At 66.8% G+C, this 13,172-nt stretch carries 15 protein-coding genes; 9 read left to right on the plus strand and 6 right to left on the minus strand.

Annotated features, from left to right (window positions below; translation table 11 throughout):
• Positions 1-81: 81 nt before the first annotated feature.
• Positions 82-930 carry a Bax inhibitor-1/YccA family membrane protein gene (locus tag WA965_RS22465; RefSeq protein ID WP_178361111.1) on the minus strand — a complete coding sequence of 283 codons (849 nt, stop codon included), beginning with the start codon at positions 928-930 and terminating at the stop codon, positions 82-84.
• Positions 931-1,093: 163 nt separating this feature from the next.
• Here WA965_RS22465 and WA965_RS22470 point away from each other — a divergent pair, with 163 nt between their 5' ends.
• Genes WA965_RS22470 through WA965_RS22480 form a run of 3 tightly spaced genes read left to right on the plus strand, consistent with a single transcriptional unit; the run spans position 1,094 to position 4,656 of the window.
• Complete coding sequence (locus WA965_RS22470; RefSeq protein WP_526448095.1) at positions 1,094-2,131, plus strand: 3-hydroxyisobutyryl-CoA hydrolase; 1,038 nt, start codon at positions 1,094-1,096, stop codon at positions 2,129-2,131.
• A gap of 17 nt (positions 2,132-2,148) precedes the next feature.
• The gene (locus tag WA965_RS22475) at positions 2,149-2,931 is read left to right on the plus strand and encodes an enoyl-CoA hydratase (protein WP_526302014.1); all 783 of its coding nucleotides are present in this window, start codon (positions 2,149-2,151) and stop codon (positions 2,929-2,931) included.
• Positions 2,932-2,940: 9 nt separating this feature from the next.
• Entirely contained in the window at positions 2,941-4,656 is a 1,716-nt protein-coding gene (locus tag WA965_RS22480; protein ID WP_526302012.1) for an alpha/beta hydrolase, read from the plus strand.
• Here the strand turns inward: WA965_RS22480 and WA965_RS22485 are convergent.
• Both WA965_RS22485 and WA965_RS22490 read right to left on the minus strand, forming a co-directional pair.
• On the minus strand, positions 4,653-5,021 hold the full coding sequence (locus WA965_RS22485) for a rhodanese-like domain-containing protein (protein ID WP_526302010.1): 369 nt from the start codon (positions 5,019-5,021) through the stop codon (positions 4,653-4,655). The two genes, WA965_RS22480 and WA965_RS22485, sit on opposite strands and share 4 nt — an antisense overlap.
• On the minus strand, positions 5,021-5,539 hold the full coding sequence (locus tag WA965_RS22490) for a cupin domain-containing protein (protein WP_526302008.1): 519 nt from the start codon (positions 5,537-5,539) through the stop codon (positions 5,021-5,023). Before WA965_RS22490 ends, WA965_RS22485 begins: the two co-directional genes overlap by 1 nt.
• 352 nt (positions 5,540-5,891) lie before the next feature.
• Here WA965_RS22490 and ehuB point away from each other — a divergent pair, with 352 nt between their 5' ends.
• The 6 genes from ehuB (at position 5,892) to WA965_RS22520 (ending at position 10,471) form a co-directional block, all read left to right on the plus strand.
• Positions 5,892-6,797 (plus strand): ectoine/hydroxyectoine ABC transporter substrate-binding protein EhuB, encoded by a 906-nt coding sequence (ehuB, locus tag WA965_RS22495; RefSeq protein WP_526302006.1) that lies wholly within the window; start codon positions 5,892-5,894, stop codon positions 6,795-6,797.
• Positions 6,798-6,802: 5 nt separating this feature from the next.
• Positions 6,803-7,498: an ectoine/hydroxyectoine ABC transporter permease subunit EhuC gene (gene ehuC / locus WA965_RS22500; protein WP_526448096.1), complete on the plus strand. Its 696-nt coding sequence runs from the start codon at positions 6,803-6,805 to the stop codon at positions 7,496-7,498.
• Positions 7,495-8,172 (plus strand): ectoine/hydroxyectoine ABC transporter permease subunit EhuD, encoded by a 678-nt coding sequence (gene ehuD / locus WA965_RS22505; protein WP_526302002.1) that lies wholly within the window; start codon positions 7,495-7,497, stop codon positions 8,170-8,172. The genes ehuC and ehuD overlap by 4 nt, the downstream gene beginning before the upstream one ends.
• A 13-nt stretch (positions 8,173-8,185) precedes the next feature.
• Complete coding sequence (gene ehuA / locus WA965_RS22510) at positions 8,186-8,950, plus strand: ectoine/hydroxyectoine ABC transporter ATP-binding protein EhuA (RefSeq protein ID WP_526302020.1); 765 nt, start codon at positions 8,186-8,188, stop codon at positions 8,948-8,950.
• Between the two features lie 54 nt (positions 8,951-9,004).
• Complete coding sequence (lpqV, locus tag WA965_RS22515) at positions 9,005-9,439, plus strand: lipoprotein LpqV (protein ID WP_526302000.1); 435 nt, start codon at positions 9,005-9,007, stop codon at positions 9,437-9,439.
• A gap of 63 nt (positions 9,440-9,502) precedes the next feature.
• Entirely contained in the window at positions 9,503-10,471 is a 969-nt protein-coding gene (locus tag WA965_RS22520) for a patatin-like phospholipase family protein (RefSeq protein WP_526301998.1), read from the plus strand.
• Here the strand turns inward: WA965_RS22520 and WA965_RS22525 are convergent.
• From WA965_RS22525 to WA965_RS22535, 3 genes are read right to left on the minus strand one after another with little or no spacing between them, the layout of a single operon-like run.
• The gene (locus tag WA965_RS22525) at positions 10,460-11,323 is read right to left on the minus strand and encodes a patatin-like phospholipase family protein (RefSeq protein WP_526301996.1); all 864 of its coding nucleotides are present in this window, start codon (positions 11,321-11,323) and stop codon (positions 10,460-10,462) included. The genes WA965_RS22520 and WA965_RS22525 overlap by 12 nt on opposite strands.
• Positions 11,324-11,363: 40 nt before the next feature.
• On the minus strand, positions 11,364-11,837 hold the full coding sequence (locus tag WA965_RS22530; RefSeq protein ID WP_526301994.1) for an SRPBCC family protein: 474 nt from the start codon (positions 11,835-11,837) through the stop codon (positions 11,364-11,366).
• A gap of 39 nt (positions 11,838-11,876) precedes the next feature.
• Positions 11,877-12,926 carry an NAD(P)H-dependent amine dehydrogenase family protein gene (locus WA965_RS22535; protein ID WP_526301992.1) on the minus strand — a complete coding sequence of 350 codons (1,050 nt, stop codon included), beginning with the start codon at positions 12,924-12,926 and terminating at the stop codon, positions 11,877-11,879.
• Positions 12,927-13,172 lie beyond the last annotated feature (246 nt).

The raw sequence follows: 13,172 nt of genomic DNA on the forward strand, positions 1-13,172 counted from the left end.
CCCGCATCTCAGTCTCAACGCGATGAAGCGCACAAAAGAGGGGCGTCCACACCGTGGACGCCCCTCTATTGCTGTCTAGCGCTAGTCGCTGTTGAAGTAGCTCAGCAGGCGCAGGATCTCGATGTACAGCCACACCAGGGTGACGGTCAGGCCGAGGGCAACGCCCCATGCCGCCTTGGCCGGCGCACCGGCACGGATCAGCTGGTCGGCCGAGTCGAAGTCGATCAGGAACATGAACGCTGCCAGGCCGATGCACACCAGTGAGAAGATGATCGCCAGCGGGCCACCGCTACGCAGTCCGAAGCCCTCGCCGCCGCCGACTCCGAAGATCGCGAGCACGAAGTTGAGCAGGGCGATGGCGATCACGCCGAACATCGCGGCGATGAGCATCCGGGTGAACTTCGGCGTGACGCGGATGGCGCCGGTCTTGTAGACGACGAGCATGCCGAAGAACACGCCGATGGTGCCGAAGATCGCCTGCGCGATCATCCCGGGTCCGCCTGTTGACACCAGGTTGGCGAACAGGAACGACGCGGCGCCGACGAAGAGTCCTTCGAGTGCGGCGTAGCTCAGCACGATCGCCGGGTTGTCCTGCTTGCGACCGAACGTCGCGACCAGGATCAGCGCCAGACCGCCGAGACCGCCGACGAGCACGAACGGCATCATCAAGCCGACGTTCGACGACACGAGGAAGTACGAGACGATGGCGACGACAGTCAGGACGCCCAGCGAAGTGGCGGTCTTGGTGACGACGTCGTCGATGGTCATCGGCCGGGTGTCGACCGCTCGCTGATCCTGATACGGCTGAGCCGCGTAGGGATCCGCATGTACCGCTGCCGCCGCGCCTCCGGCGGCTCCGGTACCGAATTGCGCGTATCCGCCCTGCCCCTTGGGCAGCGAACGGAATACCGGGTTGCTGCTTTCGCGCACCGTCGTTCCTCTCCTGTGCTGGTGTCGACCTATGACGAACATTCCGTCAACGAGTGAGGGTCCCAGCCGGTTCCCGCGCATCGCAACGGCCTGCTCCCAGGCCCTTCACAGGAAACCTTACCTGGGCCAACTCTCCCTTGAGCAACGAACTACATTGCATTCCGTGGTCGATAACGAGGATGTCCTAGTATCTGTGGACCGGGGCGTGGGCCTGCTCACGCTGAACCGGCCCAAGGCGATCAATTCCCTCACCCACCCGATGGTCGGCCGGATCTCGGCAGCGCTGTCCATGTGGGAGCACGACGACGCGGTCCGCGCGGTCGTCGTCTCCGGCGCGGGTGATCGCGGGCTGTGCGCAGGCGGCGACGTCGTCGCGATCTACCACGACGCCAAGGTCGGTGGCGCCGCGACGCGGCAGTTCTGGCACGACGAATACCTGCTCAACGCCTTCATCGGGCGATATCCCAAACCGTATGTGGCGCTGATGAACGGCATCACGATGGGCGGCGGCGTGGGCCTGAGCGCACACGGCAGCGTCCGCGTCGTCACCGAGACGACCAAGATGGCGATGCCCGAGGTCGGCATCGGGTTCATCCCTGACGTCGGCGGCACCTTCATCCTGGCGCGCACCCCCGGCCTACTGGGTGTCCACGCCGCCCTCACGGGTGCGCCGTTCACCGGCGCCGACGCCATCGTGATGGGCTTCGCCGATCACTTCGTGCCCCACGATCGTCTCGACGCCTTCACCGAGGCGATCGTCGTCGACGGCATCGACGGTGCAATCGCCGCTTTTGCCGTGGAGCCGCCGCCGAGTCCCCTGCTCGCCCAGCGGGAGTGGATCGACCGCTGCTATGGGTCCGAGACCGTCGCCGACATCGTCGCCGCACTGCGGGACCACGGCGCCGCAGCCAGTGACGCCGCCGACCTGATCGCATCCCGCTCCCCCGTCGCCGTGTCGGTGGCATTGGAGGCGGTGCGGCGGGCGGCGGACCTTCCGACGCTCGAAGACGCACTGCGCCAGGAATTCCGAACAGCATGCGGCGCCCTGCGCTCGCATGATCTGGTCGAAGGCATCAGGGCACTGCTCATCGACAAGGACCGCAAGCCACAATGGTCACCGGCGTCGCTGCCTCTGGTCACCCCCGCGGACGTCGACGCGTATTTTGTTTCAGCCGATCCCGACCTGACCTTCGAACACTGACACCCACAGGAGTAGCGATGACGTCCGACAACTACGAGACGATTCTGGTCACCCGCGAGGGCCGCGTCGCCACCATCACCCTGAACCGGCCGAAAGCCCTCAACGCGCTCAACAGCCAGGTGATGGTCGAAGTCACCACCGCCGCAGCCGAACTCGACGCTGACCCCGGTGTCGGCGCGATCATCCTCACGGGTAGTGAGAAGGCCTTCGCGGCCGGGGCCGACATCAAGGAGATGGCGAACCTGTCGTTCGCCGACGTCTTCGCGGCCGACTTCTTCGCCGCCTGGGGCACGTTCGCCGCGACCCGCACCCCGACCATCGCGGCGGTGTCGGGGTACGCACTGGGTGGCGGCTGTGAACTGGCGATGATGTGCGACATCCTGATCGCCTCGGACACCGCCAAGTTCGGCCAGCCCGAGATCAAGCTGGGGGTGCTGCCGGGCATGGGTGGGTCGCAACGACTGACCCGCGCGATCGGCAAGGCCAAAGCCATGGACCTGATCCTGACCGGTCGCAACATGGGCGCCGAGGAAGCCGAGCGCGCCGGCCTCGTCTCCCGCGTGGTGGCTGCCGACGCGCTTCTCGACGAAGCCAAATCCGTTGCCGAGACGATTGCCGGGATGTCGCTGTCGGCGTCGCGGATGGCCAAGGAGGCAGTCAACCGGGCCTTCGAGACCACGCTGTCGGAAGGGCTGCTCTACGAACGCCGACTGTTTCACTCCGCGTTCGCCACCGACGACCAGACCGAGGGCATGAACGCCTTCACCGAGAAGCGGGCCGCGAACTTCACACACCGCTAAAGTGCGTTGGTGACCGATACCGGTAAGGGCGCCGTAGCGACCGAGGACACAACACCGGAAGACCTGAAGCCGGCGCCGCCGGCGAGAAGAGCCTGGTGGATCCGGCGTTATACGTTCACCGGCACCGCCGTCGGTCTGGTTTTCCTGTATTTCTCCCTGACGCCGTCGCTGCTGCCCCGCGGCCCGCTGTTCCAGGGGCTCGTCAGCGGCGGCGCGGGCGCGATCGGCTACGCCATCGGGGTTTTTGCGGTGTGGCTGGTGCGCTACATGCTCTCGAAGGAGTCGACTCCGGCAGCGCCGCGATGGGCGTGGCTGGTTCTCGTCGGGATCGGCATCGTCGGCATGACGCTGATGATCATCTGGTTCCACGGCTGGCAGGACGACGTCCGCGACCTCATGGGAGTACCCCGACTGGGGTTCTGGGACCATCCGCTGGCCGCGGTGCTGTCGCTGATCACTCTGTTCGTGCTCGTCGAGATCGGCCAGCTGGTCGGCAGACTTGTGCGCTTTCTGGTGCGCCAACTCAATCGCTTTGCCCCACCGCGGGTTTCGGCTGTCGTCACGGTCGCTCTGTTGCTCGCACTGACCGTCGCGCTGCTCAACGGCATCGTCGTGCGATTCGCGATGAGCACCATCAACAGCACATTCGCCGCGGTCAACGACGAAACCGATCCCGACTTCGCCGCGCCGGAGACCGCCCTTCGCTCCGGCGGGCCCGAGTCGCTTGTCAGCTGGGAGTCACTGGGCCATCAGGGCCGTATCTTCATCGACGGTGGCCCTACGGTCGAACAGCTGACCGAGTTCAACGGCAGTCCCGCGGTCGAGCCGATCCGCGCCTATGCGGGATTGAACTCCGCGGACGGCATCAAGGAAACAGCCGAGTTGGCCGCTCGGGAGTTGCAGCGCACCGGCGGTCTGGACCGCGCCGTGGTGGCAGTGGCCACGACCACCGGCACCGGCTGGATCAACGCCGCCGAGGCCGCGGCGCTGGAGTACATGTACAACGGCGACACCGCGATCGTCAGCATGCAGTACTCGTTCCTGCCCAGTTGGCTGTCGTTCCTCGTCGACAAGGAGAACGCCCGCCAGGCCGGCCAGGCGCTGTTCGAGGCCGTCGATGAACTGATCCGCGAGATGCCCGAGGCGCAGCGGCCGCAGTTGGTGGTCTTCGGCGAGAGCCTCGGCTCCTTCGGCGGCGAGGCACCGTTCCTGGCGCTGAACAACCTCATCGCCCGGACCGACGGTGCGTTGTTCAGCGGGCCCACATTCAACAACACGATCTGGACGGATCTGACCCGCAACCGCGATCCCGGCTCGCCGGAGTGGCTGCCGATCTACGACAGCGGCGAGAACGTCCGGTTCGTCGCCGAACCTCGCGACCTCCAGCGCCCACCCGACCCGTGGGGGCTTCCCCGGGTCGTGTACCTGCAGCACGCCTCTGACCCGATCGCGTGGTGGAATCCGGATCTGCTGTTCGCCGAACCGGATTGGCTCCGCGAACCGCGCGGCTACGACGTGTCGCCGGACATGGAGTGGATTCCCATCGTCACGTTCCTGCAGGTGTCGGCCGACATGGCGGTGGCGGTCAACGTGCCCGACGGCCACGGCCACGTGTACGTCAGGAACGTCGCCGATGCGTGGGCGGCGATCCTGTCGCCACCGGGATGGTCACCGGAGAAGACCGAGAAGCTCCGCCCGATGCTGCGCAGCAACGAAAGCTCCTAGTTCAGAACCACTTCGAGCGCGTGGTAACCGCCGATCACGTCGGTGGCGCGATGCAGGCCGAGTTCTTTCAGTGATGCGGCAGCCAAGCTGGAGGTATAACCCTCCGAGCACAGGATGACCCACTCCACATCGTCGTCGACGGCCTGCGGTAGCCGCGCGTCGCTGGTGGGATCACATCGCCATTCCAAGACGTTGCGTTCGACGATCAGCGCGCCCGCAACCTCGCCTTCGGCGGCACGCTGCGCGGCGGGACGGATGTCGACCAGCAGGGCGCCGCGCGCCAGCGCTGCGGGCACCTCCTCGGCCGACAGCCTGGTCAACGTGGCGCGGGCGTCGTCGAGGACCGCGTCGATGCGACTGGGCACTAGGTGGCCTCCGGATGGTCGGTCAGTTCGGTTCGGTTGCGGCGCAATGCGTTGCCTTCGGTGACGTCGTAGTACGACATGGCGGTCAGTGGCGGCGAGTAGGCGTGCACGCTCAACGTCGGAGCAGCAACCACCGGCCCTGCGGAGATCTCCTCGCGGGCCCACACGACATCGTGCACCCAACCGAGCGGGAACGCCGCCTGATCACCTGCCGTCAGCCTTCGCCTGCGCAGCGACTTTCCATCCCAACGGGTTTCGGCCAGGGCCCCGGAGATCACGGTCAGCGCGCCGAGGGAGCCGCTGTGGTCGTGCAGCTCGGTCGAGCGGTCCGGCACCCAGCTGATCAGCCAGACGTCCAACTCGTCGTCGCCGTGCAACCGGGTGAACCACCGCTCCGTGGCCGGCGGCCCGCCGGGCGGTAGTAGATGGTCGAACCGGCCCCCGAGAACGTCGTCGGCGAATCGGTCGGTGACATGCAGTAGATCGGCAAGACGCAGCCGCGTGGGCGCAAGAACCATGGAGAACTCCAGAGACGGACGAAGGATTGAGGGGACAGGCGGTCAGGCCTGACAACACTCCAGAATCCGGGTCACGTCGCGCATGGCGGCCAGTGTTGCACAAAACCCGAGGCGCTGCCACCGGCCTGCAACGCCGTCGCGGCACGTGGCGGCGCCCGGACGAGTTAAACGGTCACGGTGCGGTCACGATGAACAGCAGGGTTTTGACGACACCCCGGTCAGCCTCCTAACGTCGATATACCGACAAGGAATACGGCCGTCGCGCCGTGCTTGGCGTGGGAGTTCTCTTCGGCCGTCGGGCGCGGTGCCTGACCGTGGTTCCGCGATGCTTCGAACCCGAGAAGAGGCCGTGATGAAACCCCGCACTGTCCGCAGGTCCACCTCGCTCCGCCGGTCCCTGGTCGCCGGCGGTGCGGCCGTCGCACTCGTGGCCGTCGGCGCCTGCTCGACGACCGACCCCGGCACCGGCAGCCCGACCGGCGAAGGCGGCACTCTCGAGCGCATCAAAGCGGACAAGGTGATCAACGTCGGATTCGCCAACGAAAGGCCGTACGCGTTCCGGGAGAACGGCCAACTGGTCGGCCAGTCGCCCGCGGTCCACGGCTACATCTTCGACCAAATCGGTGGAATCTCCTTGGAGCCCAATCTGTTCGAGTTCGGATCGCTGATCCAGTCGCTGAACTCCCAACGGGTCGACGTGGTGACCGCCGGTATGTTCATCACCCCGGAACGCTGCGAGCAGGCCGCATTCAGCAATCCGGTGTATGTCGCCACGACCTCGCTGCTGGTGCCTAACGGCAACCCCAACGGCCTGACCGACTACGCCTCGGTGGCCGACGGGGACGCCCGCCTCGCGGTGATGAACGGTGCGGTCGAAGTAGAACAGGCACGGGCATTGGGAGTGCCCGACGACCGGCTCCAGATCGTCGCCGACCAGCAGGGCGGCCTGGATGCGGTCAAATCGGGCCGCGCCGACGCCTTCGCGCTGACCAGCATCTCGTTGCGGGCGATCGCCGCGGGAGACGACACCGTCGAGGTGGGCGAGGCCTTCGTTCCGGTCATCGACGGCGAGGAGCAACTCGGGGCCGGCGCGGCGGTATTCCGCCGGACCGACACCGAGTTGCGGGAAGCGTTCAACGAACAGCTCGCCGAACTCGTTCAGAGCCCCAAGTGGCTCGAACTCGTCGAGCCCTACGGGTTCACCGAGGCCGAACGTCCCGATCCGGAGTTGACGGCAGAGCAGCTCTGTCAGGGCTGAGCCCGTTGCTGACAGAACTCGTCGAGGCCGGCCCCCGGTTCCGGAAGGGGGCCGGCCTGACGATGGTGTACACCATCCTGGGCGCGCTGGCGGCGCTTGTCGTTTCGTTCGTGTTCGGGTTGATGTCGCTGTCGGGTTCGGTCGTCGTCCGCGGTCTGTCCCGGGTGGTCGTGGAGTTCTTCCGTGGCACGTCGCTGGTGGTCCAGTTGCTGTGGATCTTCTTCGTGCTGCCGCAACTGGGCCTGCGTTTCGAGCCGATGGCGGCAGCCACCCTCGCGTTCGGGCTGAACTTCGGCGCGTACGGCGCCGAGGTGGTCCGCGGAGCGATCACCTCGGTCCCCAAAACACAGTGGGAGGCCACCGTCGCCCTCGGGTTGAGCCGCTACCGCAGGATGACCAGAGTCATCCTGCCGCAGGCGCTGCCGGAGATGGTGCCGCCGTTCGGCAACCTGTGGATCCAGATCCTCAAGAGCTCGTCACTGCTGTATCTGATCGGCATCACCGAACTCACCTTCGAGGTCAAGCAACTGCAGTTCGAGATGGGAAGCATGGCGGCGTTCAGCATCGCGCTCGTCGTCTACTTCCTGCTGGCACAGATCCTGGTCGCCCTGACCCGGTGGGTCGAGGTCCGCACCGCCTCTCGAGTCGGGCGGGGCCCCAAGGCGATTGCCATCGAGGCACCAAATCCGGCGGCGACGTGACGGACCAACAGCGCAGCCTGTGGGACTGGGATTATGCACGCGAAGTGCTGCCGGGTCTGATCGCGGCATTCCTGAAGTACACGCTGGGGATCACCGCGGCCGCGTCGGTGGTCGCCATCATCCTCGGGCTGATACTGGTGCTCGGCCGCCGCGCCGACTCGCGCTGGATCAGCTGGCCGACACGCGGATTCGTCGAGTTCGTCCGCAGCACGCCGATACCGATCCAGTTGTTCTTCGTCTACTTCGGCCTGCCCGTCCTGGGCATTCGGCCGAGCGCGCTTCTCACCGGTGTCGCCGTCCTCGGGGTGCACTACGCCTGCTATATGTCGGAGGTCTACAGGGCCGGGATCGATGCGATCCCGCAAGGCCAGTGGGAGGCGTGCACCGCGCTCTCGCTGGCACCGCAGCGCACCTGGCGCCGGGTGATCCTGCCGCAGGTGGTGCGGCGGGTTCTGCCGTCGACCGGCAACCAGATCATCGCCCTGTTCAAGGAGACCCCGTTCCTCATCGTCATCGGCGTTGCGGAGATGGTCACCGTGGCCAACCAGTTCGGTGGCCAGAGCTACCGGTACATCGAGCCGATCACCGTCGCGGGTCTGATCTTCCTGGCCGCGAGCTATCCCACCTCGGTGCTCATGAGGAAATTGGAGATCCGCCTTGCCCGCGCAACATGATTCGGCCACTCCGATGGTCCGCTTCGAGAATGTCGTCAAACGCTTCGGCGAGAAGACGGTACTGGACGGGATGAACTTCTCCGTCGCCCCCGGCGAAAGGGTCACGCTCATCGGCCCTTCCGGATCCGGCAAGACGACCATCCTGCGGCTGCTGATGACCCTGGAGCGCGTCACAGACGGTGTCATCTGGGTCGACGGCGAGCCGTTGACCCACGAGCGTCGCGGTGATCAGCTGGTTCCGTCCTCGGAGAAACATCTACGTCAGGTCCGTCGCCGCATCGGCATGGTTTTCCAGCAGTTCAACCTGTTCCCGAACATGACGGTGATCGAGAATCTGATGGAGGCGCCGGTGTCGGTCCTCGGCCTGTCCAAGGAGCAGGCGCGCGCCCGCGGCGCCGAACTGCTCGACAAGGTGGGCATGGTCGAATTCCTCGACGCCCATCCCACAACACTGTCCGGCGGCCAGCAACAGCGCGTCGCGATCGCGCGGGCGCTGGCGATGCAGCCGGACATCCTGCTGCTTGACGAAGTCACCTCGGCCCTGGATCCCGAGCTGGTCGTCGAAGTGCTGGGGGTGCTGCGCGACATTGCCGAGACCACCGACATCACCATGCTGATCGTCACCCACGAGATGCACTTCGCCCGGGATGTCTCAGACCGCGTGCTGATGTTCGACGACGGGGTGATCATCGAGGACGGACCACCGTCGAAGATCTTCAGCCAGCCCGGACACGAACGCACGCGCACGTTCCTGAAGGCGGTCATCGGGGACCGATGACCGAAAGACGGCCCGGCAATGGCATCACGGACGGCGTTGCCTAGATTTGGCGGTATGCGCAGGCACCCACTTCACACCGTGTGCGCCGCCGCCGCGGGTTTGGTGATTCTCTCCGGTTGCTCGTCGGGCATCGAGCCGGAGGCGACGTCGTCGTCACCGGCAGCGACGTCCACATCACCGTCGGACACGCCGACGTCGGTGGCCCCCGGTGAAGTCGGGGTGTCCCCGGGCGGGGTGACCACGGCCATCGGCACGCCCGCGGAGTCCACCGAAGACGACTACTTCCAGGCCTGCCTGGCTGCGCGGACGTGGATGGGTGAGCGCGGCGGCGACCCGAAGACGCTGATCGAGCCCTACCTGCAGACGGTCCAGAGCTCGAACTCGGTCGGTCCGGGGACTTTCGACCGACCCTGGTCGGAGCTCTCCCCGGCACAGCAGTCTGCCGTCATCGTCGCGGTCGAAGCGGCTGCCGACGCGCTCTGCGGCTGACGCCCGCGGGAGTTCTGCTCACGGGTGTCATCAAGTCCACACCGATGGCGCAGAATGAGGTCCATGCGGGTGGCACTGGCGCTGGGCAGTGGCGGGGCCCGCGGGTACGCGCACATCGGCGTGATCAACGAGTTGCACGAGCGTGGACACCAGATCGTCGGCATCGCCGGGTCGTCCATGGGCGCATTGGTCGGCGGCTTGGAAGCCGCCGGCAAGCTCGACGAATACGCCGTGTGGGCAAGTTCTTTGACCCAGCGCGCGGTACTGCGACTGCTCGACCCGTCGATCACGTCGGCGGGGGTGCTGCGGGCGGAGAAGATCCTGGTGGCCGTCCGCGAGATCCTCGGTGACGTCACCATCGAGGAACTGCCGGTGGCGTACACGTCGGTGGCCACCGACCTGATCACCGGGAAGTCGGTGTGGATGCAACGCGGACCGGTGGACGACGCGATCCGGGCATCGATTGCGATACCCGGCCTCATCACCCCCCACGTGCTCGGCGGCAGGCTGCTCGCCGACGGCGGCATCCTCGATCCGATTCCGATGGCGCCCATCGCGGCGGCCGTCGCGGACGCGACCATCGCCGTGAGCCTGTCCGGTGACGACCCCAACGCCCGACGCAGCGAGGCCGAAGCCGGGCTCACCGGAGAATGGCTGAACCGCATGTGGCGCAGCACTTCCACTCTGCTCGACACCAAGGCGGCACGGTCACTGCTCGAGACACAGACCGGCCGCGCTGTACTGGGCCGGTTCACGCCACCCGACGAGGACGTCGAGTCCGTCGAGACAGAGAGCCTGCCGGTGGTCCCCAGACTGGGCGGGCTCGAGGTCATGAACCGCACCATCGACATCGCCCAGAGCGCGCTGGCCCGCCATACGCTGGCGGCCTATCCTCCGGACCTGTTGATCGAGGTTCCCCGTACGGTCTGCCGCAGCCTGGACTTCCATCGCGCCAACGAAGTCATCGAGATCGGGCAGGAACTCGCCAGCGCGGCACTCGACGCGCTCGACGACGACGAGTCAGTGCCCTAGAAACCGGGCCACCCGGTGCGCTTCGCGACGCCCCTGGACCCGGCCCGCCTCGGCCGACGGTGCCCGGCAAGCCGGGTCCAACGGGTTCGGCCCGTACGCGGAGAGCGATTCGGCATCTGCGAACACCGCCAGCGTCTCACCGGGAAACGAGTTGATCTCCTCCGCCGCGGCCATCCCCCAGGGCGATGGTGAGTCGACCCCGGAGGGAACCAGCGCGACCGCGGTACCGCAGTCCCGCGCCACCATGATGTTGACCGTGCTGCCCACGCCACCGTCCATGAAGCGACGATCACCGATCGTGACCAGCGGCCACACTCCCGGCACCGCGCAACTCGCCGCCACCGCATCCACCAGAGCGACGCCGGACCCGTTGTCGAAGACCGCCAGTTCTCCTGTGGCGACATCGATCCCGGTGACACGCAATATCCGCTGCGGCCACTCGTGGGAAGGCAACCGCTGGGCGATCACCGATCTGCGGACCGATTCGGGCACGGTCTCGGTCGCCCCGGCGACGGCGCCGATCTTCTGCAGCTTCTCCGGCTTCGTCGCGCCGGGGATGAGCATCGCGTCGAGGAACAACCCGGTGATCGTCTCGATGGACACGCCGGGGTCGATCTCGTGCGAGTCGCCCGAGGCCACCTGCCGCGCGAACAACTCGGTCAGCGGCACGCCGCTACCGATCTGGGCCGCGACCGCGGAACCTGCCGAGGTTCCCAGAAGCACGTCGGAGTCCAGCAGTGCCTCGCCGGCTTCGGGTGCCTCGTCACAAATCCCCAGCAGCACACCGGTTTCCCAGGCGATGCCGGCCAGTCCCCCACCTGCGAGCACCAGGGCGCGCTTGTCAGTCGTCACGAGGGTCGAGTGTGCCAGGGGGGCGCGCCGGCGCTCGAGGTCAGGCCACGAGTTGGTGTGAGAGTTCCTCGAGCGCCTGTCGCGCGTAACCGCGCCAGAGGCGGCCGAACACCGGCAGTGCCGGCCGCGTCAGACCGGATTTCGGGTGGATGGTCCAGCGCCAGGTCACCTTGGTTCCTGTGCCGGCGGGCTCGAAGACCCACTCGCCGTCGATGGCGCTCACCAGGGGACTCAGCGGGCCGGTGATGTCGGTGAGCGAATATCCGAAACCGTTCGGGGGATCAAAGGCCGTGAGTTGCTCACGCATGCTGCCGCCACCGGCGAGCAGGACCGTGCGACTCTGCCCGACGGTGTCCCAGCCACCCGTTTGATCCACCACCGCCGTTATCGGTGGGATCGGCCCGTACCGGCGGCGGAACAGCATCGGCAACGAGATCGGCGCGGTGCCGTCGAAGGCATCGGCCGGTCGCACCGGGATGGCCCGTGACTGCTCGACGACCAGGGGTGCGTGCATCGCCCGATGGTAGCCCGGCGGCGGGCCGTTCCGTAGGGCTCAGCGGAAGCGGGGGGCGGCCTTGCCACTGATCAGCGGCAGGTCCAGGTAGGTCGAGATGCCGGCAGGAGCCGCGCACACCGCGGGCACCGAGTTCACGCAGTGCGCGGCGGTGCCGACGACGCCGTACTCCGGACCTTCACCGCCGACCTCGGATTGGAATCCCTTCACCGACACCGTGAAGTCGGGGTTCCCGCGAACCTCCATCTCGTAGCGCTGCCCCTCCGGGCCGAATGACCATGCCGGGTCCAGATCGTCCTCACCCATCAACCAGTTGACCGTCACCCGCACCACGACTTCGCCGTCGGCCAGCGCCTCCCAGTGGAACTTGCGGCCGGCGACCTGTCCGGGTTCGATCGGGCCCATCGGGGAGTCGATGGTCGCCGTGGCGACCGCGATCTCCTGGCTGGCGCGCACCTTGGGATCCGCGGCGAAACCCAACTGGTCCACACACATTCGCACGGCCTGGATGAATCCCGCGTCGAGCATCTTCTGCATCGGACCGGTCAGCGCCTTGTCCGGCGTCTCGCCGAAGCCCATGACGTGACGCAGCACATCGGGTGCTTCATAGGTGCGCAGATCCGAGTACTCCTCGGCGCGCACGAACGTCACCCCGGTCGACATGGCCGACAACATCAACGGGAACTTCTCGCTGATGCCGCCGGGCGCGATGCCGGTGCCGTGGAGCGTGGTGTCGCCTTCCAGTGCCGCCTCCCGCAGGGGCGCGCCGCTGCGTTCGCTGGGATACAGCCAACCGACCGGGGTGATCACGTTCTTGCCCGATCTCAGCAGCGAGGCGACCTCGTCCGGATTTCCCATCAGCGGTGTGTAGATCACCGCGTCGGCGTCCAGCGCCAGGATCTCCTCGACACTATCGGTGGCGGTCACACCGAGAAGGTCGGTGCCGACGAGCTGGCCGACGTCGCGGCCCGCCTTGGCCGGGGAGTGCACCCAGCACCCGACGAGTTCGAGCTCGGGATGCTCGAGCACACCCTTCACTGCGGCCACACCGACTCCGCCGGTTGCCCACTGCACGACGCGCAGGGCCATCTGTACTCCTCCCGGGATAAAACTAGAACACGTTCTATTCAGATCTACACCACCCGCCGACGCCGGCGGACGTAAAACCGGCAACCCCGTTGATCATGTGGGGGTCCGCGCTCGGCATTAAGGTGTGTTCGCCGGTTGAAAACACATCTGAGGAGCGACGATGACCGACCCCCCGCGGGAATCGCCACCCCCACCGATGCCGCCACCGCCACCCGGCCCGCCGCCGGGTTGGGGTCCACCGCCACC

The organism is Mycobacterium sp. (assembly GCF_049683935.1).
Classification (GTDB): domain Bacteria; phylum Actinomycetota; class Actinomycetes; order Mycobacteriales; family Mycobacteriaceae; genus Mycobacterium.